Source organism: Rouxiella silvae, assembly GCF_002093625.1.
Classification (GTDB): domain Bacteria; phylum Pseudomonadota; class Gammaproteobacteria; order Enterobacterales; family Enterobacteriaceae; genus Rouxiella; species Rouxiella silvae.
Genome location: NZ_MRWD01000056.1, coordinates 1 through 24,576, shown reverse-complemented (window position 1 = coordinate 24,576; position 24,576 = coordinate 1). Strand labels below are relative to the sequence as shown.

The window sequence follows — 24,576 nt, the reverse complement described above, 5'->3', positions numbered from 1 at the left end:
CCAATTAATGGGTCGAACACGAGCACCACAGCAGCGGTGGTGCTCTCTTGCAAAATACGTTATTGCGCTGTTATTTAACGATCAAACGTTACTTAACGCGTGAAACGTATTCGCCAGAACGGGTATCAACACGAACAACTTCGCCGATCTGTACGAACAATGGAACCTTAACCACGGCGCCAGTAGACAGAGTCGCGGGTTTACCGCCGGTACCGGCAGTGTCACCTTTCAGGCCTGGGTCAGTTTCGGTGATTTCAGCTTCGATGAAGTTCGGTGGCTGAACGGCGATAGGACGGCCGTCCCACAGGGTAACGATACATTCTGCGTTGTCCTGTAGCCATTTTGACGCATCAGAAACGGTCTTCTCATCCACACCGTGCTGCTCGAAAGTTTCTGGGTGCATAAAGTGGTAGAATTCACCGTCGTTGTACAGGTAGTTCATGTTGGTATCAACAACGTCCGCGCCTTCACAAGAGTCAGTAGATTTGAAGGTTTTCTCTACGCGAGAACCGGTCAGCAGACGACGCATCTTAACGCGTGCGAAAGCCTGACCTTTGCCCGGTTTTACAAATTCACTGGATTCGATCGCGTAAGGCTCGTTCTCGAACATGATTTTAAGACCCGGACGGAAATCGTTGCTAGAATAAGTCGCCATAATGGCCCTCTAATTTTAAACTGGTAGCTTAGCCAAAAAAATGGCACACATTGTAACCCTAAAAACGCCTTTTAGAGAAGATTGGTTGCATCAACTCGGCGATGTAATTACAGACCCGGACGAACTGCTTACACTTCTGGCACTTAACGATCATGCACAATTGCAGCAGGGCCGCGAAGCCCGTCGTTTATTCCCGTTACGCGTGCCTCGCGCATTTGTTGCGCGCATGCGGTCGGGCGATCCACAAGACCCTTTACTTTTGCAGGTTCTGACGGCACGCGAAGAATTTATCGCGGCACCTGGCTTTAGCACTGACCCGCTCGATGAACAAAAAAGCGTGGTACCGGGGTTATTGCACAAGTACCGTAATCGCGCACTGTTGCTGGTCAAAGGCAGCTGTGCGGTTAACTGCCGCTACTGCTTTAGACGTCATTTTCCCTATCAGGAAAATCAGGGAAACAAAAATAATTGGTCTCAGGCGCTGGAGTATATCCGTACTCAGCCCGAACTGGATGAAATAATTTTCTCCGGCGGTGACCCGTTGATGGCGAAAGACCATGAACTCGACTGGCTCATTAGCGAACTGGAAGGCATTCCACACATTAAACGCCTGCGAATTCATACGCGTTTGCCGGTAGTTATCCCTGCACGCATCACTGAGGGGCTTTGCCAGCGCCTCAGTGACTCTAGACTGCAGGTGCTGATGGTGACCCACATCAATCACGCCAATGAAATTGACGACGCACTGCGTGAAAGTATGACGCGTTTGAAAAATTCGGGTGTGACGCTGCTCAATCAAAGCGTATTACTTCGCGGCGTAAATGACTGCGTCGAGACCCTGGCGGCGCTGAGCAATGCGCTGTTTGACGCAGGCATTATGCCCTACTACATCCACGTGCTCGACAAAGTACAGGGCGCGGCGCATTTCATGGTCAACGACGATGAGGCAAGGGTCTTGATAAAAGGCCTGCTCAGCCGTGTTTCAGGCTATATGGTGCCTACGCTAACCCGTGAGATTGGTGGAGAGCCTAGCAAAACGCCTCTGGATTTAAACCTGAAACAGTCGTGACTTTTTCATAATTTTTTACTGATAAGTTTCAGATTCACATAAAGCAAAAGGGATGCCCGTTGGCATCCCTTTTTTATTGGCGGTATTTTTCGGTTTTGGCCGCTTAAGGGCACTTATAAACCTGACCCACCATTTTGCTGTCGAGCGGCGCGAGGCTGGACAAAATATTTTGCGTCGGGCTGTTGGCACCATAAATGGTATTGCCGCCCATTTCTGCCGCTTTGTTACGCAGGTCGTTTGCTGCGCCGCGCATCGCGCTGCCGTCACCGTTGGTGCCTGAGAACCAGTTGCTCTGTGCGCCGGTTACGGTTCCCAAAGGCTGACACTGGCTGCTCGGCTTGTCGTCGGTAAATTTGACTTGTTGACCGGCAGAACTTAATTGTTGTGTTGTGCTGCAACCCGCCAGCAACATGGCAGCTGAAAGGCCAAGCAACATTTTAATCCGCATCTCTTTCCCCATTTATTTTTGAGAAGTACTTAACGCCTATCAGATAACATTTCGCAATCTAAGGCATCCGTTGCCGAGTTTACCCAAAATTCAACGCATTATCTGAAACGAACCCGTAATAGAGCGTGGCACTAGTCTACACGTTATTTAATCAGGACGATGAGACTTATCTTACTTAACCCGACAGAATAAAGGTACAAATTTCCGAATCAGCTAACGCAAAGGCGTTCTCTGAGATTTGCAGGGGCGATGTAACCCTGAGTCCTTCCACTCAGTTTGAACTTAATCAGCAGATCCATTTCTGCCAATTTATCCAGATAGCCACGGGCGGCCGTCGAGGAAACATTAAAATCGTTTTCAATCTCTTTAACCGTGAATGTTCTGCCTGAATGCTTTAACGCTTTTTCAAGAATAGTGATGTGATGAAGGCTGAGGCGGTCATTAAGTGGCGATGTTTTAATCGCCTCAATGGCATTGTGTAACTCGGCAACCTTGTCTCTCACATACTGAGTAAATCGCTCAAGGGCGCGAATGATAATGCTCAGCTGATAGTCGATGAAATGTGTGAGATCATTTTCATCGGTCTCAGTATAGAGGAAGCTTTTCATGTACTTCTTTGGTGCTGCTTTCAGAAGCGCAGAAATTGAAATATACCTAAAGTTTTCATAGCCACTTTTTAACATATACCAGTAAAAAAGGGCCCTAGCAGTACGACCATTGCCGTCAAAAAAGGGATGAATATAGCCAATCATAAAATGTAACACGCAGGCCTTAATGATTGGATGGATGAATTCTCCTCCCAGCCTGTGTTCCGCATTTGCATAATCGCAGATCATCGCGAGCATTGTTTCAATCTGCTCATACGGGGGCGGCTCATGAACCGTATCCCCTGTGACAATATTTTTTACGAATACGGCAGCATTCCTTATCTCGCCCGCTGAATGTCCATTTTCAAGCGCGTCTTCCGTAACGATTTGATTAAATTAAAAAATAAGCTCCAGCGACAGAGCATCATCCTTGTGCTCTTGCGTACTTTGGATAAGATTCCAATTATTGACAATCATCTGCTCAGAGACATTTTTCGGCTCTCGCCCCGTCTCAAGCATCTGTTTAGCCACCTTGCGCGTTGTCACCGCCCCCTCAAGCTGTGCGCTAGAAATGGCCTCTTCCATAATGACGCCTTTAGCCAAATGGCGATGCTTATCTTGAGCCGTGGCAATATTAAGGTGGTCAAAGGTGATCATTTTGCTGATTTCATGGAGCTTGGCCATCAGACCGTTTTCGGTATAAAGAAAGGGTTGTCCGAACTCATCGACGAGACGATCGTGAGCGGTGAGAGAACGTTTCATTTTTAAAACGAGGTAGGATATTTCTTTGTTTGCTTTAAATGTTCTGGCCCGAGTGATGAAACCATCCCAGTGGAGGTAATTTCCTTTACTGTCGAAGCCGTGAATGTTTGGGTCAACGCTCTTTAGAAGGCTATAGAAGACCGCTCTCCCTTCCTCTTCCAAGAGATATTGTTCAAGCAAGGTTTCATTTGGGGGATGTGAACGCCTTCTATCTTCGCCATATCTGCTCCAAACAAACTTTTTTAAAAACTTTGTTTACCACACTAAGACAGCAAATTTGACTAAGCAAACTAAAGCTACATAAATGACAACTTGAATGAAAATATGCGCGTTTTATTATAATTTTTAACAGTTCCTTGGCACATAAAAAAACCCGACCTAAAAAGGCCGGGTTTCTTCAACTCTGACAACGCCGAAACGTGGTCAAAATTCAGCAGAAAAGCCGCTGGGGGATGATTACATCATGCCGCCCATGCCGCCCATTCCACCCATACCGCCAGCACCGCCCATGTCGCCTTTATCATCTTTAGGCAGGTCGGTAATCATGCACTCGGTGGTGATCATCAGGCCAGCGACTGAAGACGCATACTGCAGAGCAGAGCGCGTTACTTTAGTTGGATCCAGGATACCCATCGCGATCATGTCGCCGTATTCTTCGGTGTAAGCGTTGTAGCCGTAGCTGCCTTCGCCCGCTTTCACGTTGTTAGCGATGACAGAAGCTTCTTCACCTGCGTTGATAACGATCTGACGCAGTGGCGCTTCCATTGCACGCAGTGCAACTTTAATACCTACGGTCTGGTCTTCGTTATCGCCTTTCAGGCCAGCCAGTTTGTGCGCAACGCGGATCAGCGCAACACCACCACCGGCAACCACGCCTTCTTCAACCGCAGCACGGGTAGCGTGCAGGGCATCTTCAACGCGGGCTTTTTTCTCTTTCATTTCAACTTCAGTCGCTGCGCCAACTTTCAGAACGGCAACGCCGCCTGCCAGTTTAGCCACACGCTCTTGCAGTTTTTCTTTGTCGTAATCAGAGGTTGCTTCTTCGATCTGTTGACGAATCTGAGCTACGCGGCCCTGAATAGTCGCTTCTTCACCGATACCGTCGATGATGATGGTGGTGTCTTTGTTGATAACAACACGCTTGGCCTGACCCATATCTTCCAGGGTGGCTTTTTCCAGCTCCATACCGATCTCTTCAGAGATTACAGTACCGCCGGTCAGGGTTGCGATGTCTTGCAGCATGGCTTTACGACGGTCGCCAAAGCCTGGTGCCTTAACGGCTGCCACTTTAACAATGCCGCGCATGGTGTTAACCACCAGCGTTGCCAGAGCTTCACCTTCAACGTCTTCTGCAATGATCAGCAGTGGTTTACCGGCTTTCGCAACGGCTTCCAGTACGGGCAGCATTTCACGGATGTTGGAGATTTTTTTATCAGCAAGCAGGATGAACGGGCTTTCAAGTTCGATAGCGCCGGTTTCTGGCTTGTTGATGAAGTAAGGAGAGAGGTAGCCGCGGTCGAACTGCATACCTTCAACAACGTCCAACTCGTCAATCAGGCCGGTGCCTTCTTCAACGGTGATAACGCCTTCTTTGCCTACTTTTTCCATCGCCTGAGCAATCAGTTTGCCCACGGTTTCGTCGGAGTTGGCAGAAATAGTACCAACCTGAGCAATGGCTTTAGAGTCAGAGCAAGGAACAGACAGTGTTTTCAGCTCTTCAACAGCGGCAACAACCGCTTTGTCGATACCGCGTTTCACGTCCATTGGGTTCATGCCCGCAGCAACAGCTTTCAGACCTTCAATGATGATTGCCTGAGCCAGAACGGTCGCAGTAGTTGTACCGTCACCCGCAGCATCGTTAGCTTTGGACGCAACTTCTTTCACCATCTGAGCGCCCATGTTTTCGAACTTGTCTTCCAGTTCGATTTCACGCGCTACAGAGACGCCGTCTTTAGTGATGGTCGGCGCACCAAAAGATTTGTCCAAAACTACGTTACGGCCTTTAGGACCCAGGGTAACTTTAACTGCGTTGGCAAGAATGTTAACGCCGTTCAGCATTTTTACGCGTGCGTCATTACCGAATTTTACATCTTTAGCTGACATTATAATTTCCCTTCAATTCGTTCAGTTCAGAAAAAGTGATATGAGACGATTAGGCTTCAACGATAGCCAGAATGTCGCTCTCAGACATGATCAACACTTCTTCATTGTCGATCTTCTCAGCTTTAACGCCGTAACCGTCGTTGAAAATGACGATGTCGCCAACTTTCACGTCGAGCGCTTTAACTTCACCGTTTTCCAGAATGCGACCATGACCGACGGCCAGAATCTCACCACGGGTTGATTTACCCGCTGCTGAGCCAGTCAAAACGATGCCGCCAGCAGATTTGGATTCAACTTCTTTGCGCTTGACGATAACGCGGTCATGCAATGGACGAATTTTCATTGATAACTCTCCTGTGAGCAGGTCTATATCTAATTATTAAGGGTTGAACGTCAGGTACAAGCCTATCCTGACCTCGTGGTTTGATTAATGGGGGCATTCCGCGCCCCTTCAAGGGCAGAATGAAAATTTTTTGAATTTTCTTTCTGCGTAAACTTAATGATCTTTCGGATCCTTGCGGTCATCTTCAATCTGAGAGACCAGCCGCTCAGTATGGTCATCTTTACGCTGGAACTCGCCGTCAAAGGTGTTACCAGTCGCAGGACCTGCACCACCGGGGCGATAAATATTTAAATGCGGCATCAATTTCAGCGTCAGCGATTTTTGCACCGGCGGCAACAGCAGCAGCAGACCCAAAATATCGGTGAAGAAGCCAGGAACCAGCAGCAGAAAACCCGCCAGCACCAGCGATACGCTTTTTACCATTTCGGCCGCAGGACTCTCACCCTGAGCCAGCTTTTGCTGCATCTGAAAGATGGTTTTCATCCCCTGATTGCGCACCAGTGAGACACCAACGCAGGAGGTGAAAACGACCAGCAGCAAAGTCATTGCCACGCCTAGCACGGCAGCAACTTTGATAAATAAGGTTATTTCTATGTAAGCCAACAGAAACAACAGCAGTAGAGGTAACCAGCGCACTGCGCTCTCCTTATACTTGTAATATATCTCAAGGGCCCTGAATCATGCCTTATGCCGACGATTCAGAACTCTGCAATGGGGGCCCCATAGGCTTATCCTATGAAGACTGACTACCATGAGATGGTATCGTTAGCAGACCATTTCAAGCCGTTGGCGATATTTAAATTGGTCGAGGTACTGATTTGTGAGAAATTTCACAGATACGTAAACCTTTCGAACAAAAGCATTGCCGTAATGCACTAAGTGCGTGCATTTCGCCAAGAGCAGCATATGATCGCCCTCGCGGTCGCTCTTAGTGGTGTATTATTTTATTTAACTCAGCGTCTGTAACATCTCTCTAATCAGCCTGTAACTGTTTAGCACCAAAAAGAAGGTTCTCATGTCAAATACGATCCGTATCGAGGAAGATCTGCTGGGTACACGTGAAGTGCCCGCCGATGCTTACTGGGGTATCCATACCCTGCGCGCTGTTGAAAACTTTTATATCAGTAACACTAAAATCAGCGATGTTCCGGAATTTGTCCGTGGCATGGTGATGGTTAAAAAAGCGGCGGCATTAGCCAATAAAGAGCTGCAAACTATCCCTCGCAAAATTGCCGACGTCATTATTCAGGCCTGTGATGAAGTGTTAGATAAAGGGAAATGCATGGATCAATTCCCAATCGACGTTTTCCAAGGCGGTGCCGGTACTTCCGTAAACATGAACACTAATGAGGTGTTGGCGAATATTGGCCTAGAGCTGATGGGCCACCAAAAAGGGGACTACCAGTTCCTGAATCCCAACGATCACCTGAACAAATGCCAATCCACCAACGATGCTTACCCGACCGGTTTTAGGCTCGCGGTATACGCCTCCGTGCTTAAGCTGATTGACGCCATTGCCCAGCTGGGTGACGGTTTCGAACGCAAATCGGTCGAGTTTGAAAAAATCCTGAAGATGGGCCGCACACAGCTACAGGACGCGGTACCCATGACGCTGGGCCAAGAGTTTCACGCGTTTAACGTGCTATTAAAAGAAGAAACCCGTAATCTGCTGCGCACCGGCGAGCTGCTGCTTGAGGTTAACCTTGGTGCAACCGCTATCGGTACCCGCTTGAATACGCCAGAAGGCTATCAGGCGCTGGCGGTGCAGAAGCTGGCAGAAGTCAGCAACCTGCCCTGCGTTCCGGCAGAAGACTTGATTGAAGCCACCTCAGACTGCGGCGCATACGTTATGGTGCACAGCTCGTTGAAACGTCTGGCGGTTAAACTATCTAAAATCTGTAATGACCTGCGCCTGCTCTCCTCCGGACCGCGCGCCGGTTTGAACGAAATTAATCTGCCAGAACTGCAGGCCGGCTCGTCAATTATGCCCGCCAAGGTGAACCCGGTTATTCCGGAAGTGGTGAATCAGGTGTGCTTTAAAGTCATTGGCAACGACATTTGCGTCACCATGGCGGCAGAAGCAGGCCAACTGCAGCTCAACGTAATGGAACCCGTTATTGGCCAGGCAATGTTCGAATCTATCCATATCCTGACCAATGCCTGCTACAACCTGCTGGAAAAATGCATCAACGGTATTACCGCCAATAAAGAAGTGTGTGAATTCTATGTGTTTAATTCAATCGGGATCGTGACCTACCTGAACCCGTTTATCGGCCACCACAACGGCGACATTGTCGGTAAAATCTGTGCGGAAACCGGTAAAAGCGTACGAGAAGTGGTGCTGGAGCGCGGCCTGCTGACCGCTGCCGAACTCGACGACATCTTCTCGGTTGAAAACCTGATGCATCCGGCTTACAAAGCCAAACGTTATACCGATGAAAACGAGCAGTAGCTTTTAGCCTAGCGAATTAACGTTTAAGGTTTGAGCTGAATCAAGGGCGCGAGGATTTTTTAACCTCACGCCCTTATTTTTTGAACAAAACACTGTCACAACGCTGCGTATTATTGATACTTCCCCATTAAACTCTCTGGTAAGTAAATTTTTGAGAATAATGGAAAAGTCATTATGGTAATCATTGAATTAATCATCGTTTTTGCAGCAATTTTTCTGGGGGCACGTCTCGGCGGGGTCGGCATTGGTTTTGCAGGTGGGCTCGGCGTGTTGGCGCTGGCGCTGATTGGCGTTAAACCCGGAACCATACCCTTCGATGTTATTTCCATTGTGATGGCCGTGATCGCCGCTATCTCGGCCATGCAGGTCGCTGGAGGTATGGATTTTCTGGTGCTGCAAACTGAGAAGTTACTGCGACGCAATCCTCGTCACATTACTATTCTGGCACCCATCGTCACCTACTGCCTAACCGTGCTGGCTGGCACAGGAAATATCTCACTCTCTGCCCTGCCAGTGATTGCCGAGGTGTCAAAGGAGCAGGGCATCAAGCCTAGCCGCCCGCTTTCGACCGCTGTTGTTGCGGCACAGATTGCCATTACCGCCTCTCCTATCTCTGCCGCCGTGGTTTACATGTCGTCAGTGATGGAAGGTCACGGCGTCAGTTATCTGCATCTGTTGATGGTGCTTATTCCTTCTACCTTGTGCGCGATAATTCTGACCTCCATCTTCGTTAGCCTATGTTTTGACTCGAAGCTGAGTGATGATCCAACCTATCAGAAACGTTTTAAAGAGGGCCTAATCAGCCTGCGCGGTAATAAAATCCTTGAGGTCAGGCCGCGAGCAAAGGCTTCGGTATGCATCTTTCTGCTCGGCGTGTTGTCGGTTGTGGCCTACGCAGTAATTAGCAGCCCGAGCATCGGCCTGGTGACGACGCCACCGATGACCACCAACAGCGCAATACTGATTATCATGCTGAGCGTTGCCACCCTGATTACCCTACTGTGCAAAGTCGATACCGACCTGATTCTGTCATCGGGAACATTTAAAGCCGGTATGAGCGCCTGTATTTGTATTCTTGGCGTGGCGTGGCTGGGTGACACTTTCGTGCAGGCCAATCTCGGGTGGATAAAAGACACCGCGGGCGACATGATTCAGGCGCATCCGTGGCTGCTGGCGGTCATCTTCTTCTTCAGCTCGGCGCTGCTTTACTCTCAGGCGGCCACGGCCAAAGCACTGATGCCGTTGGCTTTAGCACTGAACGTTTCTCCGCTGACCGCTGTCGCATCGTTCTCAGCGGTCTCCGGTCTGTTCATCCTGCCCACGTACCCCACGCTAGTCGCTGCCGTGCAAATGGACGACACCGGCACCACCCGTATCGGCAAATTTGTATTCAATCATCCGTTCTTTATTCCAGGTACGGTGGCGATAATTCTGTCGGTCATTTTCAGCTTTGCACTCGGCAGCATCATTCTTTAACAGTCTGACGTTCTCCAAATCCATCATGGCAGGTATAATGGCGGGTGAAAAAATAGGCGACGGAAAGCCCTGTCGCCGACCAGAAAAGAGAAAATGTGCCTGTGATGGATTACCCGATTTTAAAAAAATTCTTTCTGCTGTGCGGCTTAGTGCTGTCCAGCTTGCTCTTTTTGCCTGCCAGCGGCCACGCCTCACTGTTTGGCGACTCAGGTTCACAGCCTTTTGTGCAGGTGAATCAGGCATTTAACTTTGATTTTTCTCAACAAGGCTCTGCGCTTAAGCTTAATTGGCAGATACGCGATGGTTATTACCTCTATCGCCAAAAAATCGAGATAGTGCCAGAAAACGCCACCCTTGCGGCTTATTTCCTGCCACAGGGTGTGGCGCACAAGGACGAATTCTTTGGTGATTCGCAGATTTATAAAAATAACCTGAACCTGCTGATCCCTATCCGCGATGCCAAGGACAACGCCAAGGTTCGGGTGACTTATCAAGGCTGCGCGGCGGCAGGATTCTGCTATCCACCTGAAACCCGTGAAGTGCCGCTGAACGAAGTGATTGCCGACGGTAAAGCCAGCGCCACTCCCCTCGTCGATGCACCCGCGCCAGTAACCGTTCAAACGTCATCTCAGCCAACGCCGCTGCCTTTTTCGCCGCTTTGGGCGCTAATTATCGGTATCGGTATTGCATTTACCCCCTGCGTACTGCCGATGTACCCGCTGATTTCGAGTATTATCCTGGGCCGCGAGCGGCCTCACAGTCTAAAACGCATCTTCCTGTTGGCGATGCTTTATGTGCAAGGTATGGCGCTAACCTATACGCTGCTTGGCGTCGTGGTTGCTGCCGCCGGACTACAGTTTCAGGCCGCCCTGCAAAGCCCTTGGGTGCTTATTGGCCTGTCAGTGATGTTTATTGCGTTGGCCCTATCAATGTTTGGCCTGTTCAGCCTGCAGCTCCCTTCATCGTTGCAAACGCGGCTGGCGCTAATGAGCAATGAGCAAAAAGGGGGATCGCTGATTGGCGTGTTCGTCATGGGTGCTCTGGCTGGACTTATCTGCTCCCCCTGCACCACCGCGCCGCTCAGCGCAATTTTGCTCTACATTGCGCAAAGCGGTAATCCATGGGCTGGCGCCGGTACGCTTTATCTCTATGCTTTAGGCATGGGCATTCCACTCATCGCCGCCACGATGTTTGGTAACCGACTGCTGCCTCGCAGCGGTCCGTGGATGCACTATGTTAAAGAAGGCTTTGGTTTTGTCATTCTTGCGCTCCCGGTATTTTTACTTGAGCGGATATTGGGTGACGTCTGGGGACTGCGTCTGTGGAGCATTTTAGGCATCGCTTTCTTCGGCTGGGCTTTGCAATTGAGCCTGAAAAGCACGCGCGGCATTTTCAGGCTGCTGCAGTTGGTGTTTCTTGCTGCCGCACTTATCGTCAGCCGGCCGCTACAGGATTGGGTATTCGCCCCTGCCGTTAGCACGCAGACCTCAGCGCATGCGCTGAGTTTTCAGAAAATTACCAACGTTGATCAGCTTAATGCGGCGCTACAGCAGGCTAAGGGCCGACGCGTGATGCTGGACCTTTATGCTGACTGGTGTGTGGCCTGCAAAGAGTTTGATAAATATACTTTCAGCACGCCGCAGGTGCAGGACGCACTTGCTAACACGCTACTCCTGCAGGCCGACGTGACCCAAAACAATCCACAACAGGCTGCGCTACTCAAACGCCTTAACGTGCTTGGGCTGCCGACCATTTTGTTCTTTGGTCCCGACGGTAAAGAGTTGCCGCAGTCGCGGGTGACGGGCTTTATGGATAGCGCAAAATTCACTGCACATTTGCACAATACCCAGCCTTAAACGACACTATTACCCTGAGCTATTGGTGCAGTAGCAAACATTACGATTTTTATATTTCCCAATTATTGCCGCTGAGGTCAGGCGGCAAACAAGTACAGCCAACGTGGCGACAGAGCCAAGAACGCAGGGAAATGAAGGAGATAAAGTGCTACGAGAACAGGTTTTAGACCAGACGCTAAATTTACTGGAGCAGCGTGGCATCGCCACGCTAACCCTGGACGCCGTGTCCGAGTTGGTCGATGTACCACTCAATGAACTTACGCTTTTCTGGCCAGACGCCGAGGCGCTGCTTTACGACTGCCTGCGTCATCATGGCGATCAGATTGACGTCTGGCGCCGCCAGTTGCTGCTCGACGACTCGCTGAGCCCGCCTCAGAAGCTGCTGGCACGTTACAAAGTTCTTAATGAACAGGTGAGGCAGCATCGCTATCCGGGGTGCCTGTTTATTGCTGCCTGCAGTTTTTACCCAGACCGTGACTCGTCGATTCATCAATTGGCCGAGCAGCAAAAGCAGGCCTCATTTCTTTATACCTTCTCTTTACTGCAAGAGATGGGCTCTGACGACGCTGAAATGGTGGCGCATCAGATGGAATTGATTCTGGAAGGCTGCCTGAGCAGGCTATTGGTAAAACGTCAACTGCATGATGTTGAAGTCGCCCGACGACTGGCGGAAGATGTCTTGAACATCGCCCGCTGCCGGGAGCACGGAGCACTGTCTTAAGCATTCGCGGACTAATTTCATTGTTCAACGCCGTTTTTTGGCTGAAAAGCCAGCAGTTAGACGGCTTTTAACAGGTTTACTGCATAAATGCGTTGACGGCGCAGGGCCAATACGGTTTAATGCGCCCCGTTGCCCGGATAGCTCAGTCGGTAGAGCAAGGGATTGAAAATCCCTGTGTCCTTGGTTCGATTCCGAGTCCGGGCACCATTTTTAGAAGAACCCGCCTATGGCGGGTTTTTTGCTTTCTGTCCCCCGCATCTTGAATACTGCAAAAAGTAGACCTTACATTTACTGCTGATAAATAAATGTTTTCCTGCCGCATGACCGGCGCTCTGTAGGGCTGTCGCCTTGACCGGCATAATCGCAAGAATATATTTACAAGTTCAATCAATGGTTAACGAAAGCTCAATAGATTTAAACCTTTTCCCATTGCCCTATAAATTCTCTGTAACTATGATTATTATCAAATGTGAAGAACTTTTAACCCAGAAAAAATTCGTTTACTAAGATTAAATTTTAGAACAATAGTCTTTTTTAATTGTCTTAATCTACTCGGGGAGTTGTTTCTTAGAATTCAACGACAGGCGTGATACGGAGTGTTAAAATGCTGAAGTATTCAATGTTTAACCTGAAGAAAACCCCTTAGCTACCTAAGAAATTATAAAAATGAAACTATATGACTTGAGTGTTATTGTCACCGCGCACAATTGTGCGCAGTACCTGACATCATGCTTAGACTCTATAAAAGTTGCCTTAGGGGAAAAATTTTCTCAGTGCGAAATCGTGCTCATAAACGACTCGTCCACTGATGCTACGCCTGATATTTTTCAGGCGTTTGCTGCTGGTCAAAACAATGTTGTCTGCTTCGATGTTGCCTTTAAAAACATTGGGACAGTGAGAAACTTCGGCGTTTCACAGGCTCGCGGAGAGTACATCACTATGGTTGATGGTGACGACCAGCTGCAGCCTGAATCTTTGGTTGAAATCATTGAGTTTTTGGACCATCATCAGCCCGATATGCTGATTACCAAACTGACTGAAATCAGAGGGGATATCATTCCACCTAGTTTGCCGTTGCTTGCAAAACCTATTACCACCACCACTGCTATTAAAAAATATTTAATCCATCAGGAATTCCAAGCGCACTTTATTGGTAAGTTTATTAAACGCAGTGTTTTATTACGCTGTAAATTCCCTAATTATATATGTTATGAAGACTCATTTGTTTTCCCTGAGCTATTAAAAAGCTGCAAGAAAATCTACATTTCCCCAACCGGTCCGTATATGTATTTCAAACATGGAAATACATTATCCAGTGACATTGATGAAGAAAAAATTAAACTCTGCAAGCAAGGCTTAGACCAAATGTCTTTAGTGCTTAAAGAGGAGTATAAATTCCTTCAGGTTTGCCACTGGATTGAGTTTATCAACCGCAACCATTTGACCATTTCAAAATGGAAAGATCGCCACTCAATTAAACAAAATATTGAGGATGTCGATACTCTGCCATTTTTATTACACCCCGCGATCCGGATAAGCTATAAACGCAAACTGATAAAAGTTAAAAAGCTCATTCGCTCGTGGTGATTTACGACAAAAATCATCACGGAAATTCAAAATAACACTATAAAATCAGCATGTTGAATCCGAGTGATTTTAGCTATCCTGCGCAATAACATTATCTCATCCCCTCTTGATCACCGCCTTCGCCTTTCGCATTCGAGCATAACGTATTATTTCAAGAACCCTCAAATCAAAACGGCTAATTTTATTTTTGCTGGCTGTGTGTTAAGGGATTTATCTTTCTATAATCCATGCCAACTGCCTGCCTCGCAGGGCGATTCATAAATCATTCCGAGTGCGTTATGCATATAATGCTGCATACACGTTTAGCCTAAAAATTGACAACATTATCACCCTTAAAAATGTGACTTTCATCGCAGATAAAGATCGCGTTCTTCACTAAAAATCCATAATTAAAAAACCCGCATTACGCGGGTTTTTAAGTTGGCTTTAGCATGCTGCTGATATAATCAGGCCGAAAGTGTCGCACCGCCGTCGATAACAATATCTTGCATCGTGATATGACCCGCGCGGTCCGATGCCATAAATAATACAGCGTCGGCCACGTCCTGAGGTTTGCCAATCTTGCCTAACGGAATGCCCAACTTAAATTGCTCGGGGAAGCCAGCGATAGTTTTCTGCTCACCCGTGGCATTGGTCCACATACCACGCTGCATCGGCGTGTCGGTTGAACCAGGTGAAACAAGATTACAGCGAACGCCGTAGGGTGCCATTTCCAGCCCAACGCTCAGGCACAGGCTTCGCAATGCCGCCTTGGAGGCGCAGTAGGCCGACATACCAATGCGCGGAACGTGTGCAGCATTAGACGCAATGCTGACAATAGCGCCGCGTTTTTGACGACGAAATACCGGCAGCGTATAGCGGAACATGTTAAAAGCCCCGCCGGCGTTTACGGCCAGGCAATCGTGCCAGTCATCGTCACTGAGTTCATCGGTGGCGCCCATACGTAAAATGCCCGCGCCGTTGACCAACACGTCCAGTTCGTCGCATTCACTGAGCAATCGCTGGCATATTTCGCGCACGGCCTTGGCGTCAGTTATGTCAAGGAGTTCGGTGCGAAACGGGTAATCACCCTCGCCGAAGTGTTTGTCGAAACCCACGACCTCGGCACCGGCCTTAACAAAGGCCAACGCGGTGGTGTAGCCGATCCCCTGCCCGGCACCGGTCACCCAGACGCGTTTTTGTGAAAACTCCTGCGTGCTGTCCATTACGCTTTCTCTCCTGACAGAAGCTTCCACCAGCCATTAATGGTCGGCGTTTTTGCCAGCGCCACAAAGTCGATATCTTCACGAATTTTACGCCAACGGGTTGCCAGCGCCATGATGCGCACGGAGTCTAGCCCGTAATCAATCAGGTTTTCATCGTCGTAAAGTTCAACGGCCTCTTCATCCAGCAGTTGCAGAATTTCGTTGCGTAACTGCTCTTTATTGGCGTAGCCAAGCTTAGCCGTTGCCTTGGTGAGATCGGTGGTCATCACAACGCGACCACAGCGACCGGCGGTATATCGCAGCGCCATCAGATGTTCATCGCGCGAGAAATCCGCCAAGCCGTCAGCCACCATGAAAGGCTGGATATTACGCATGAAACCGTCAATCGCCGTGGTTAAGCAGCCGATGTGCGCATAGACCCCGCAAATGATCAGCTGATCGCGACCGGTTTCCTGCAAAATATCCTGAAGCGGCGAACGATGAAACGCACTGTAGCGCCACTTCACCAGCACCTGATCGTCTTCGTCCGGTGCAAGCGCAGCAACCACCGCCTGCTGCTCAGGATGCTTATTCAGCCCAGGCCCCCACATATCGTTAAGCAGTGCGCGGTCTTCGTCGCTCTGATTATTAGGCTGAGCAGTGTAAAACACCGGAATACCCTGCGCCTTGCAGTAGCGACGAAGATTAGCAATGTTATCAACCACTTGCTTAACCAGAGGACTGTCTTCTCCCCAGAAGTTTAAAAAATACTGCTGCATGTCATGGATAAGTAACGCCGCGCGCGAGGGTTCCAGTTCCCATTTCACCTTGTTGGTGGGCAGTTCAGCCACGCCAGGCAAGGCATAAGATTCGAGTTTTGGAATAGCCATCGTTTATTCTCCAGAGGATTGAGTAGGTGACTGCGCGTCAAAAGTTTGGCGCAAAAGTTTTTTATCGATTTTACCGACCGGCGTCAGCGGAAGTCGTTCGACACGGATAAAGCGGTCGGGCAACTTGAATTCGGCAATGCCCTGTTCACGCAGATGACGGCGAAGGGCCACCGATTTCAACGCAATGTTGGAGATAATGAAGGCACAGCTTTTCTCGCCCATTAGCTCGTCCGGCATCGACACCAGGGCCGCATTTATGATTTCCGGATGGCGCAACAGCAGGTTTTCAATCTCTTCGGCGGCAATTTTCTCGCCACCGCGATTGATCTGATCCTTAAGGCGGCCTTCCACTTTTACATAGCCATCTTCAGTCAATGAGATAAGGTCACCGGAGCAGTAGAAGCCGTTTTCATCAAACGCTTCGGCGTTGTGCTCAGGGCTTTGATAATAGCCGCGAAAAGTATAAGGGCCACGCGTCATCAGTCGCCCTACTTCACCCGCTGGCAGCGCATTTCCCTGCTCGTCCGCAACCCAGAGTTCGTCACCCGGTGACATCGGATAGCCCTGAGTGCCCAAAATATGCGACTCGTCGTCGTCCAAACGTGTGTAGTTAACCAGCCCTTCTGCCATGCCAAACACCTGCTGCAGCCGGCAGCCGATTTCATTTTGTATCCGTGCGGCCAGCGTTTCACCCAGCTTGGCACCACCGACCTGCAACAGTTTCAGACTGTTCAGCGCTTGGTTGCTGCCCCATTCTTCAATCGCCTGCAGCCAGAGCGTGACCGCCGGAGGAACCAGCGCCGTGACGTTGATTTTATGTTGTTCAATCAGTTTGAAGCAGACCACTGCGCTCGGGTCAGCTGCCAGCACCATTTGCCCAGCGCCGTAAAACACGCCGAGTGCGCCCGGAGAACTCATCGGGTAGTTGTGCGCTATCGGCAGCGCGCATAAATAACGCGTTTCACTGTCAAAATGGCAAACCTCCACGCTGGCACGAATGCTGTAGTAATAGTCGTTATGAGTGCGGGGGATAAGCTTTGGCGTACCGGTGCTTCCGCCTGAAAGCTGGAAGAAGGCGACCTGATCCGCGGCAGTTGGCGACGCCGTAAAGTCTTCCTGGGGTTCAGCTATCCACGCCGACAGTGACTGCTCGGCGCGCTCGGCATTGCGCAACGCGACCTGACGCAGTGAGGGGTGCTGAGCCAAAAAAGTATCGAGGAAAGTATCGTCGCCAAACAGTACGTGGTCACGGTCGGCAATCAGCAGCGCAGGATTGATTTGGCTGGCATAGGACTTTAGCTCGGTGCGTTGATGGCTGAACAACGCATTAACCGGCACCACGCCTATTTTCAACAGCGCAAAAAACACCACGTAGAATTCGTTGACGTTGCCCAACTGTACCAGTGCGGTATCGCCGGACACTAGGCCTCGGCGACGCAGCGCGCCCGCCAGATTGTCTGACTGCTGATTAAGTTCGCGATAGCTGAGAATGCCCGCCGCGTCGATCATCGCGACGTGGTCATTGTTGGCCTGACGGGTAAGAATGTCGGTCAGCGGCTCATCTATCCAATAACCGCGCTCGCGGTACAGTCGTGCAAAATTCTCCGGCCAGGCGGTAAAAGTTATGCTCATATTCTTATTCTCAGACTTAGTTCAAACCAAATGCACGAAGCATGGTATTCAGTTTCACGCCAGTTTCGCGCCATTCAGATTCAGGAGAGGAGTCAGGAACGATGCCTGCACCCGCAAACAGCCTCACGTGATCACCGTTGACCGTGCCACAGCGGATCGTGACCACCCATTCACCGTTGCCGCGATCGTCACACCAGCCGACGATCCCACCAAACAGACCGCGATCGAACGGCTCGAGTTGCTCAATCAAATCACGGGCAATTCGTGTCGGTGAACCGCAAAGCGCCGGTGTCGGATGCAGTAGACAGGCCAGCGACAGGGCATTTTCCTGCGGATCCAGCACGTCGCCATCAATCGGGGTAGACAAGTGCCACAGGGTCGGCGTGCTCAAAAGCTCTGGCGTGGCAGGGATGTGTAAATGACGACTGCGGTCCGCCAACACTTGGCGCATTCCTTCGGTCACTATTTGGTGTTCATACAAGTCTTTGCCCGAGTCGAGCAAAACGCGGCTCACTTCGGCGTCCTGCTGCGGGCAGCTTTCGCGACGCGCAGAACCGGCAAGCGGATTGGAGTAAAACTGATTGCCGTTTTTACGCAGCAGCAGCTCAGGGCTGGCACCAATTAATGCCCCCTGTTCCAGCGGTACGTGAAAGTGGTAGCCGTTGGGGTTTTGATCAATGATGCGGTTCAACAACGCCGGACGTTCTACCGCACCGCGCGTTTTAATCTCCAGCAGACGCGATAACACAGCTTTTTCCAGCTTGCCGTCGTTCATCGCCTTCACCGCATCGGTAACCATCTGCATAAACTGCTGCTGTTCAGGCAACTCCGTTTTACTCAACACCGCCGGTAGCTCGCTTTCCTGGGCCTGAACCGCGGCCATTACCGCGCTACGCTCAATCCAGTGCGTCTTTTTTGGCACAAAAAGGGCCGAAGGTTGGCGTTTATCAAAAGGTATTGCCCCGCAAAGTACGGGATGTTTTATTCCCGCTGCACGGGCATCGGAAAATGCAGCCTGCATTGCCTGCTGAAATTTGCCGTTGATCACATCGCCATCGACAGCAGGCTCACTGACATTAGTCAGGCAACCTTCCGTGCTCAGGCTTCTGAAAGGCGATGTAAAGAAAAAACCCGAGGTAGGGGAAAGGTCGGCAAAATTGATGCTTTCGGCCTCGCGCTGTTTACCGGCTAAATCGCGCTCTTTCATCACAGTATCCATCTGTATACTCCCACGCAGTATATCTGCACAAAAAGTAATGATAATATGCATGATAATTATTATCATTTGTATTTGATCGCGTTTAAAGTACGTGATGAGTGTAACAGTGTCAATGAATCGGAATTTTGCCCCAAGGCAATTCACTGGCATTCTCACAGGCTTTAACCAAATGAAACCGGCAGTTATTAACATTTAAGGTCTTAAAATGAAGTTAACAACGTTACGCCCTGTGGCCGCTATTTTAGGAATATTCGCCCTCCTGACGGTTTCGGCCCAGGCAGCAGACGGTTGGCCAAGAGAGATTAAAACTTCGCGCGGGGTGATAACCCTGCAACATCCACCCCAGCGCATTGTTTCTACCAGCGTCACCGTCACCGGCACACTGCTGGCTATTAATGCGCCAGTGATTGCCAGCGGCGCCACCAGCCCCAATACCCGCATCTCGGACGACCAAGGTTTTTTCCGTCAGTGGAGCAGCATCGCCAAACAGCGTGCGGTAAAACGCCTTTATATCGGTGAACCCAACGCCGAGGCTATCGCCGGTGAAGCGCCTGATTTAATCATTATTGCTGCCACCGGCGGAGATTCTGCACTGAAAGTTTATGACCAGCTTTCCGCGCTCGCGCCGGTGATGGTGGTAAATTACGATGACAAAAGTTGGCAGGAATTGGCCACAGAATTGGGTGAAGCGACCGGTAAAGAAGCCGATGCGGCTAAAACCGTCGCCAGCTTTGACGCACGTGAGAAAGCCCTGAAGCAAAGTATTCATTTACCTCCGCAGCCCGTCTCGGCTTTGGTTTATCGTCCCGATGGCAAAGCCGCCAACCTGTGGACACCGGCCTCCCCACAGGGGCAAATGCTGGAACAGCTGGGCTTTACGCTGGCGCAACCTCCGGCCAATGCCGCCAGCGGTCAAACGCAGGGCATTCGCAAGGACATTATTCAGTTGGCGGGTGAAAACATGGCGACGGGATTAAACGGCAAATCGCTGCTGCTGTTTGCCGGTGATCAAACTGATGCTAAGCGTCTAGAAAGCAACGTGTTCTTGAGTCACCTGCCTGCGGTACAAAACAAGCAGGTGTTTGCCTTAGGCAACGACACCTTCCGACTCGATTATTACAGCGCCAGCAATCTGCTGACGCAGCTAGAAACGCAGTTTAGCGGCCATTAATCTGCTTGGTGGGTTGGGGAACGTCCTCTGACCCGCCGTTACCGACCTGCCGCAGCGCCCCGAGGGAAAAGGCCAGCACCACGCCTATGATGGCGGCACACAGACCAAAACTCGCCGAGCTGGTGACAGGCAGCATCACGGATCCCATCGTGCCCAGCAGTAATGCTCCCAACGCATCGCCCGTCACGTTTTGCGCGGTCCACAGCCCGTTGACTCGGCCTAAATAGGCGTCCGGCGTTAAACGCTGAATTAGCCCGTACTGCAACAGTGAGTTAATGGCGCTGAGATAGCCAAAAATCGCCAAACACAATAGCGCCATGCCATACCACGGCATCAGACTAAATAGCCCGACGGCAATGAAGGCGGCGATGGCGGTCATCAGCATCATCCAGCCAGGTCTGGCCACACCTGCTACCCGGCCGCTGGTGAATGCGCCAATTGCCGCCCCGAGGGGAACCGCCGCATACATCAAACCGAGCCTGGAGTCACCTACCTGCCACATGCCCGCCAGCGCCGGATAGAGCACACGCACGGCGCTGGCCATGGTGAGCAAGGCACCTATCAGCGCGACCATGCCGATGACTTTGTTTTCAAATAAAAAACGGAATCCGCTGACCAAGGCGCGCAGCGGATGCTCACGAGGCTGCGGCGGCGGCGGCAACTGCGGTAAACGCAGCAAAGGCAACAGCGTCAGTAACGTCCCCAGCGCCGCCAGTGCGTAATTCCACACCACCCCGCCGCTGGCAATAATTAACCCGCCGACCGCAGGAGAGAGAATCGAACCAAGGCGCACGGTCAGCATGCTTAACGCACCGGCCTGTACCAGATTTTCACGCCCGACCAAGGTGGGCGTCGCAGCCAGCAGCGCCGTCACGCCCACCGCGCCAAAAAAGCCGTCCCATACTGACAGCAAATAGATAACCGTGAGCGACGGCGACGGCAGCCCCGCATTAATGCACAGGCCAATAAATCCCAGCCCACAGGTTGAGCGCGCAAACAGAATAAGCCGGCGGCGTTCGTAGCGGTCGGCCATTACGCCACCCATGATCAATCCGACAAACATACCGCTTGCAGCCAGCGTCACCGCCAGCCCCACCAGCAGGGTAGAGCCGGTCAGCGCCTGAATCTGTACCGGCAGGGCAATACCCAGCAGCCCAAGCGCCAGAATCGAAATAAAGCGCGCAAAAAACACCGAGCGAAACGCGGGGTGGGTTTTGAGTAAGCTAAAGTTTAATAAAATCGAAGGTTTATTCATTGCAAATTTAAAGTCCAAAAGTCACTGGGGTGTCAGCCAGACGGCCGTCGGTGGAAAGCAGCAGCGGTTACTGCAACTGATCAATGAGTCATGCTACCATAGACAAATACAACCGATAACGATAATAAATATCATTAACATTACATAATTGATGAGCTTCGATGGACCGTTTCGATTGACTATATCGATGAGAAAGGCTGCTATGTCTCGGCTTATGACTTCTACTCCCCGCCCGCCTGTTCCACGCCAACTGGGTGGAATGCTGCTCGCCATACTGCTGCTCGTGGTGATGGCCGCGCTCAGCCTTTCCATTGGCGAGAAATCAATTCCGCTCGAAACCGTGCTACCCGCGCTAAAAGGCCAGTGCACCAGCGCCGACTGCGTGATTATTCTTGATGCTCGCCTACCCCGTACGCTGGCCGGCATGCTTGCGGGCGTGGCGCTTGGTCTGTCGGGCGCGCTGATGCAGATTTTGACCCGCAACCCGCTGGCCGACCCCGGCATTCTTGGCGTCAACGCCGGTGCAGGTTTTGCAGTCGTTGTCGGTATCGCCTTTTTTGGTGCGACGCACATCGAACAATTTTTGTGGTACGCCTTTGGCGGCGCGCTGGTGGCGACCCTGCTGGTGGCGATAATCGGCGCACTGGGGCGGGGAAGGATTAACCCCATTCGCCTGACGCTGGCCGGTGTGGCACTGGGTGCCGTGCTTGAAGGCATGTCTTCGGGTATCGCTTTGCTTAATCCGCAGGCCCTGGATCAATTACGTTTCTGGCAGGCTGGTTCATTGGATATACGCAGCATGTCGGTGATTCGCACCGTAGCGTTACCAATAATTTTTGCCAGCGTGTTAACCCTTTTCATGGGCCGAGCGCTGAACAATTTGACCATGGGAAGCGAACTGGCTACCGCACTGGGCACCCGCATTGCCCTGACACAGCTCAGCGGGTTGCTGGCAATTACACTGCTGTGCGGCAGCGCCACGGCAGCGGTGGGTCCGATTGGTTTTGTTGGATTGATGATGCCGCACATCGCACGACGCCTTTCTCGATCCAATCCACGCTGGATGCTGCCTTGGACGCTGGTACTCACTCCGTCCCTGCTGCTGGCCGCCGATCTGATTGGCCGCCTGCTGGTGGTGGGGGAAATGCGGGTTTCGGTGGTCACGGCTGTAATCGGTGCGCCGGTATTGATTTGGCTGGTTCGCCGTCATCGGGGGCTGAGTCGAGGATGAGCAGCAATCACACTGCCGGTCAGTTGTGCGCGAACACTAAAAAATCTCGCAGGCTGCAACCCATGTTGACTGCGGCAGGACTGCTGCTGTGCTGTGCCGCGCTGGCGGTTTACGCACTGGGTAGCGGCACGCTTGCCCTTACTGCGCATCAGGTGATTGATGCACTGCGCGGTGAAGGTCCGAAAAATCTCTCGGTTATCGTGACCCAATGGCGTTTGCCGCGCGTGGCGATAGCGCTGATTGTGGGCGCAGCGCTGGGAATAAGCGGCGCCATTTTTCAATCATTAATGCGTAATCCGCTGGGCAGCCCCGACGTCATTGGCTTTAATACCGGGGCCTACTCCGGCGTCTTGGTGGTTATTGTGCTGTTTAACGGCAGCATTAATCAGATAACCGCCGGGGCGATGGCAGGAGGGATTATCACCGGTCTGCTCGTTTACTGGCTGGCGTGGCGAAGAGGGGTTGAGACATTCAGACTGATTATTGTCGGCATCGCCGTTCGCGCTCTGCTAATTGGCTTTAATACCTGGTTAATCATCAATGCCTCACTCGAGTCAGCGCTGACTGCCGGACTGTGGAGCGCCGGGTCACTGAACGGCATTACCTGGCTTAAAAGCCTGCCGGCTGTCGGCGTTATCGTGCTCGCCATGCTGCTGGCGCAGGGGATGTGCAAAAGAATGCGCCTGCTCGAAATGGGCGATGACACCGCCAATGCATTGGGCGTACCGGTTGAGCGCTCGCGCCTGCTGCTGCTGCTCACCGGCGTGTCGCTTACCGCTGCCGCCACCGCCATTGCGGGTCCGATATCGTTTATCGCGCTGGTTGCACCACAAATTTCCCGCCGCCTGTGTGCCAATCAAACACAGCCGCTATTCTTGGCGGCATTAACCGGCGCTCTGCTGCTGCTGGCCGCCGACGTGGTGGCCCAACGTGTATTCCTGCCCTATCAATTACCCGTGGGGGTGCTGACGGTCAGTATTGGCGGCATCTATCTGATTGGGTTATTAATTCGAGAGTCCAGACGTTAATGAACACTGAACCAATTTCCCCGTTACGGGCTGAGAATCTCACCCTCGGCTATGAAAAGAAAGTTGTCGCACGCGACCTGTCAGTGTCGATCCCCGAAGGCAAGCTGACGGTGATTATTGGTCCCAACGCCTGTGGAAAATCGACCCTGTTGCGTACCCTAAGTCGCCTGATGCAGCCGCAGGCGGGCGCGGTGTGGCTGAACGGCAAAGCCATCAGTGAGGTGCCAACCAAAGAGGTGGCCAAACAGCTTGGCCTGTTGCCGCAAAGCTCGACTGCGCCTGGGGATATTAGCGTCGCCGACCTCGTGGCGCGCGGGCGTTATCCGCATCAAACGCTGTTCAGCCGCTGGCGTAGCGAAGACGCGCAGGCAGTGGACGATGCCATGCGGGCAACGGGTGTTTTCGAGCTGGCAGACAGTCTGGTCGATACGCTTTCCGGTGGGCAGCGTCAGCGCGTATGGATAGCCATGGTGCTGGCGCAGCAAACGCCGTTGCTACTGCTTGATGAGCCAACGACCTGGCTGGATATCGCACATCAGATTGATTTGATGGAATTAATGTGCCGGTTAAATCAACAGAATGACCGCACGTTAGTGGTGGTTCTGCACGACCTTAACCACGCCTGCCGCTATGCAGGCCACCTGATTGCTATGAAAGACGGCAGAATTCTGGCTCAGGGTGCACCGGTGGATATTGTGACGCCCGAACTTATTGAACAGGTGTTTGGCCTGCGTTGTCACATCATTGACTGCCCGATTTCCCATACCCCGCTTATTATTCCCTTGGGAAATAGGGATTCATAAAGGTATTGTTATTGCCATATTATAAAGAAATTCTTAATTTTATTAATATGCAGATTTTTCTTGTTAAAGAGGAGGGAATTCGGCATCTGCTGGTGGCTTATCTC

The 24,576-nt window shown here is 51.2% G+C and carries 22 protein-coding genes and 1 tRNA gene; 11 read left to right on the top strand and 12 right to left on the bottom strand.

Going from position 1 to position 24,576, the window contains the following annotated elements; genetic code table 11:
* Nucleotides 1-88: 88 nt before the first annotated feature.
* Nucleotides 89-655, bottom strand: a complete 567-nt coding sequence (efp, locus tag BS639_RS19695; RefSeq protein WP_055782251.1) for an elongation factor P — start codon at nucleotides 653-655, stop codon at nucleotides 89-91.
* 40 nt (nucleotides 656-695) lie between these two features.
* Here efp and epmB point away from each other — a divergent pair, with 40 nt between their 5' ends.
* Nucleotides 696-1,724 carry an EF-P beta-lysylation protein EpmB gene (gene epmB, locus BS639_RS19690; protein WP_055782247.1) on the top strand — a complete coding sequence of 343 codons (1,029 nt, stop codon included), beginning with the start codon at nucleotides 696-698 and terminating at the stop codon, nucleotides 1,722-1,724.
* A 103-nt stretch (nucleotides 1,725-1,827) separates the two neighbouring features.
* Here epmB and BS639_RS19685 read toward each other — a convergent pair whose 3' ends face one another.
* The 6 genes from BS639_RS19685 to BS639_RS19660 all read right to left on the bottom strand — a co-directional run bounded on the left by BS639_RS19685 (nucleotide 1,828) and on the right by BS639_RS19660 (nucleotide 6,603).
* Complete coding sequence (locus tag BS639_RS19685) at nucleotides 1,828-2,172, bottom strand: DUF4156 domain-containing protein (protein ID WP_055782243.1); 345 nt, start codon at nucleotides 2,170-2,172, stop codon at nucleotides 1,828-1,830.
* A gap of 209 nt (nucleotides 2,173-2,381) precedes the next feature.
* Nucleotides 2,382-3,146 carry a Fic family protein gene (locus tag BS639_RS19680; protein WP_084984092.1) on the bottom strand — a complete coding sequence of 255 codons (765 nt, stop codon included), beginning with the start codon at nucleotides 3,144-3,146 and terminating at the stop codon, nucleotides 2,382-2,384.
* Between the two features lie 9 nt (nucleotides 3,147-3,155).
* Nucleotides 3,156-3,521 (bottom strand): hypothetical protein, encoded by a 366-nt coding sequence (locus tag BS639_RS19675; protein ID WP_139804150.1) that lies wholly within the window; start codon nucleotides 3,519-3,521, stop codon nucleotides 3,156-3,158.
* A 456-nt stretch (nucleotides 3,522-3,977) separates the two neighbouring features.
* Complete coding sequence (groL, locus tag BS639_RS19670) at nucleotides 3,978-5,624, bottom strand: chaperonin GroEL (protein WP_055782236.1); 1,647 nt, start codon at nucleotides 5,622-5,624, stop codon at nucleotides 3,978-3,980.
* A 49-nt stretch (nucleotides 5,625-5,673) separates the two neighbouring features.
* Complete coding sequence (locus tag BS639_RS19665) at nucleotides 5,674-5,967, bottom strand: co-chaperone GroES (RefSeq protein WP_009636718.1); 294 nt, start codon at nucleotides 5,965-5,967, stop codon at nucleotides 5,674-5,676.
* Nucleotides 5,968-6,120: 153 nt separating this feature from the next.
* Nucleotides 6,121-6,603, bottom strand: a complete 483-nt coding sequence (locus BS639_RS19660) for an FxsA family protein (RefSeq protein ID WP_055782230.1) — start codon at nucleotides 6,601-6,603, stop codon at nucleotides 6,121-6,123.
* Between the two features lie 379 nt (nucleotides 6,604-6,982).
* On the opposite strand from BS639_RS19660, the gene aspA reads away from it, so the two are divergent.
* The 6 genes from aspA (at nucleotide 6,983) to BS639_RS19630 (ending at nucleotide 14,059) form a co-directional block, all read left to right on the top strand.
* Nucleotides 6,983-8,419, top strand: coding sequence for an aspartate ammonia-lyase (gene aspA, locus BS639_RS19655; protein WP_055782226.1), 1,437 nt, complete (start codon nucleotides 6,983-6,985; stop codon nucleotides 8,417-8,419).
* A 174-nt stretch (nucleotides 8,420-8,593) separates the two neighbouring features.
* Nucleotides 8,594-9,895 (top strand): anaerobic C4-dicarboxylate transporter, encoded by a 1,302-nt coding sequence (locus BS639_RS19650; protein WP_055782222.1) that lies wholly within the window; start codon nucleotides 8,594-8,596, stop codon nucleotides 9,893-9,895.
* Nucleotides 9,896-9,999: 104 nt separating this feature from the next.
* Complete coding sequence (locus BS639_RS19645) at nucleotides 10,000-11,751, top strand: protein-disulfide reductase DsbD (protein WP_084984090.1); 1,752 nt, start codon at nucleotides 10,000-10,002, stop codon at nucleotides 11,749-11,751.
* Between the two features lie 145 nt (nucleotides 11,752-11,896).
* On the top strand, nucleotides 11,897-12,472 hold the full coding sequence (gene dicD, locus BS639_RS19640) for a division control transcriptional repressor DicD (protein WP_055782215.1): 576 nt from the start codon (nucleotides 11,897-11,899) through the stop codon (nucleotides 12,470-12,472).
* 131 nt (nucleotides 12,473-12,603) lie between these two features.
* Nucleotides 12,604-12,679 (top strand) — tRNA-Phe (locus BS639_RS19635).
* A gap of 459 nt (nucleotides 12,680-13,138) precedes the next feature.
* The gene (locus BS639_RS19630; protein WP_084984089.1) at nucleotides 13,139-14,059 is read left to right on the top strand and encodes a glycosyltransferase family 2 protein; all 921 of its coding nucleotides are present in this window, start codon (nucleotides 13,139-13,141) and stop codon (nucleotides 14,057-14,059) included.
* Between the two features lie 446 nt (nucleotides 14,060-14,505).
* Here the strand turns inward: BS639_RS19630 and dhbA are convergent, their stop codons facing one another.
* From dhbA to BS639_RS19610, 4 genes are read right to left on the bottom strand one after another with little or no spacing between them, the layout of a single operon-like run.
* Nucleotides 14,506-15,264: a 2,3-dihydro-2,3-dihydroxybenzoate dehydrogenase gene (gene dhbA, locus BS639_RS19625; RefSeq protein ID WP_084984088.1), complete on the bottom strand. Its 759-nt coding sequence runs from the start codon at nucleotides 15,262-15,264 to the stop codon at nucleotides 14,506-14,508.
* Entirely contained in the window at nucleotides 15,264-16,133 is an 870-nt protein-coding gene (locus tag BS639_RS19620; protein ID WP_084984087.1) for an isochorismatase, read from the bottom strand. The genes dhbA and BS639_RS19620 overlap by 1 nt, the downstream gene beginning before the upstream one ends.
* Before the next feature lie 3 nt (nucleotides 16,134-16,136).
* On the bottom strand, nucleotides 16,137-17,765 hold the full coding sequence (locus BS639_RS19615; RefSeq protein WP_084984086.1) for a (2,3-dihydroxybenzoyl)adenylate synthase: 1,629 nt from the start codon (nucleotides 17,763-17,765) through the stop codon (nucleotides 16,137-16,139).
* Between the two features lie 16 nt (nucleotides 17,766-17,781).
* Nucleotides 17,782-18,984, bottom strand: a complete 1,203-nt coding sequence (locus BS639_RS19610) for an isochorismate synthase (RefSeq protein WP_055782199.1) — start codon at nucleotides 18,982-18,984, stop codon at nucleotides 17,782-17,784.
* Nucleotides 18,985-19,189: 205 nt separating this feature from the next.
* Between BS639_RS19610 and fepB the strand changes: the two genes are divergently transcribed.
* On the top strand, nucleotides 19,190-20,155 hold the full coding sequence (fepB, locus tag BS639_RS19605) for a Fe2+-enterobactin ABC transporter substrate-binding protein (RefSeq protein WP_084984085.1): 966 nt from the start codon (nucleotides 19,190-19,192) through the stop codon (nucleotides 20,153-20,155).
* On the opposite strand, the gene entS is transcribed toward fepB, so the two are convergent.
* Nucleotides 20,142-21,410: an enterobactin transporter EntS gene (gene entS, locus BS639_RS19600; RefSeq protein ID WP_084984084.1), complete on the bottom strand. Its 1,269-nt coding sequence runs from the start codon at nucleotides 21,408-21,410 to the stop codon at nucleotides 20,142-20,144. The genes fepB and entS overlap by 14 nt on opposite strands.
* Before the next feature lie 214 nt (nucleotides 21,411-21,624).
* Between entS and fepD the strand changes: the two genes are divergently transcribed.
* Genes fepD through BS639_RS19585 form a run of 3 tightly spaced genes read left to right on the top strand, consistent with a single transcriptional unit; the run spans nucleotide 21,625 to nucleotide 24,472 of the window.
* Nucleotides 21,625-22,641 carry a Fe(3+)-siderophore ABC transporter permease gene (gene fepD, locus BS639_RS19595; protein WP_233427718.1) on the top strand — a complete coding sequence of 339 codons (1,017 nt, stop codon included), beginning with the start codon at nucleotides 21,625-21,627 and terminating at the stop codon, nucleotides 22,639-22,641.
* Entirely contained in the window at nucleotides 22,638-23,669 is a 1,032-nt protein-coding gene (fepG, locus tag BS639_RS19590; protein WP_055782185.1) for an iron-enterobactin ABC transporter permease, read from the top strand. Before fepD ends, fepG begins: the two co-directional genes overlap by 4 nt.
* The gene (locus tag BS639_RS19585) at nucleotides 23,669-24,472 is read left to right on the top strand and encodes an ATP-binding cassette domain-containing protein (protein ID WP_084984082.1); all 804 of its coding nucleotides are present in this window, start codon (nucleotides 23,669-23,671) and stop codon (nucleotides 24,470-24,472) included. The genes fepG and BS639_RS19585 overlap by 1 nt, the downstream gene beginning before the upstream one ends.
* Nucleotides 24,473-24,576 lie beyond the last annotated feature (104 nt).

What these genes read in the sequence shown, in the direction of transcription:
- BS639_RS19685 (WP_055782243.1), bottom strand. Translation starts at nt 2,172, where the DNA reads ATGCGGATTAAAATGTTGCTTGGCCTTTCAGCTGCCATGTTGCTGGCG.
- BS639_RS19650 (WP_055782222.1), top strand. Translation starts at nt 8,594, where the DNA reads ATGGTAATCATTGAATTAATCATCGTTTTTGCAGCAATTTTTCTGGGG.
- BS639_RS19610 (WP_055782199.1), bottom strand. Translation starts at nt 18,984, where the DNA reads ATGGATACTGTGATGAAAGAGCGCGATTTAGCCGGTAAACAGCGCGAG.
- fepB (WP_084984085.1), top strand. Translation starts at nt 19,190, where the DNA reads ATGAAGTTAACAACGTTACGCCCTGTGGCCGCTATTTTAGGAATATTC.
- BS639_RS19615 (WP_084984086.1), bottom strand. Translation starts at nt 17,765, where the DNA reads ATGAGCATAACTTTTACCGCCTGGCCGGAGAATTTTGCACGACTGTAC.
- entS (WP_084984084.1), bottom strand. Translation starts at nt 21,410, where the DNA reads ATGAATAAACCTTCGATTTTATTAAACTTTAGCTTACTCAAAACCCAC.
- BS639_RS19665 (WP_009636718.1), bottom strand. Translation starts at nt 5,967, where the DNA reads ATGAAAATTCGTCCATTGCATGACCGCGTTATCGTCAAGCGCAAAGAA.
- fepG (WP_055782185.1), top strand. Translation starts at nt 22,638, where the DNA reads ATGAGCAGCAATCACACTGCCGGTCAGTTGTGCGCGAACACTAAAAAA.
- BS639_RS19620 (WP_084984087.1), bottom strand. Translation starts at nt 16,133, where the DNA reads ATGGCTATTCCAAAACTCGAATCTTATGCCTTGCCTGGCGTGGCTGAA.
- efp (WP_055782251.1), bottom strand. Translation starts at nt 655, where the DNA reads ATGGCGACTTATTCTAGCAACGATTTCCGTCCGGGTCTTAAAATCATG.
- aspA (WP_055782226.1), top strand. Translation starts at nt 6,983, where the DNA reads ATGTCAAATACGATCCGTATCGAGGAAGATCTGCTGGGTACACGTGAA.
- fepD (WP_233427718.1), top strand. Translation starts at nt 21,625, where the DNA reads ATGACTTCTACTCCCCGCCCGCCTGTTCCACGCCAACTGGGTGGAATG.
- epmB (WP_055782247.1), top strand. Translation starts at nt 696, where the DNA reads ATGGCACACATTGTAACCCTAAAAACGCCTTTTAGAGAAGATTGGTTG.
- BS639_RS19645 (WP_084984090.1), top strand. Translation starts at nt 10,000, where the DNA reads ATGGATTACCCGATTTTAAAAAAATTCTTTCTGCTGTGCGGCTTAGTG.
- groL (WP_055782236.1), bottom strand. Translation starts at nt 5,624, where the DNA reads ATGTCAGCTAAAGATGTAAAATTCGGTAATGACGCACGCGTAAAAATG.
- BS639_RS19675 (WP_139804150.1), bottom strand. Translation starts at nt 3,521, where the DNA reads ATGAAACGTTCTCTCACCGCTCACGATCGTCTCGTCGATGAGTTCGGA.
- BS639_RS19585 (WP_084984082.1), top strand. Translation starts at nt 23,669, where the DNA reads ATGAACACTGAACCAATTTCCCCGTTACGGGCTGAGAATCTCACCCTC.
- BS639_RS19630 (WP_084984089.1), top strand. Translation starts at nt 13,139, where the DNA reads ATGAAACTATATGACTTGAGTGTTATTGTCACCGCGCACAATTGTGCG.
- dhbA (WP_084984088.1), bottom strand. Translation starts at nt 15,264, where the DNA reads ATGGACAGCACGCAGGAGTTTTCACAAAAACGCGTCTGGGTGACCGGT.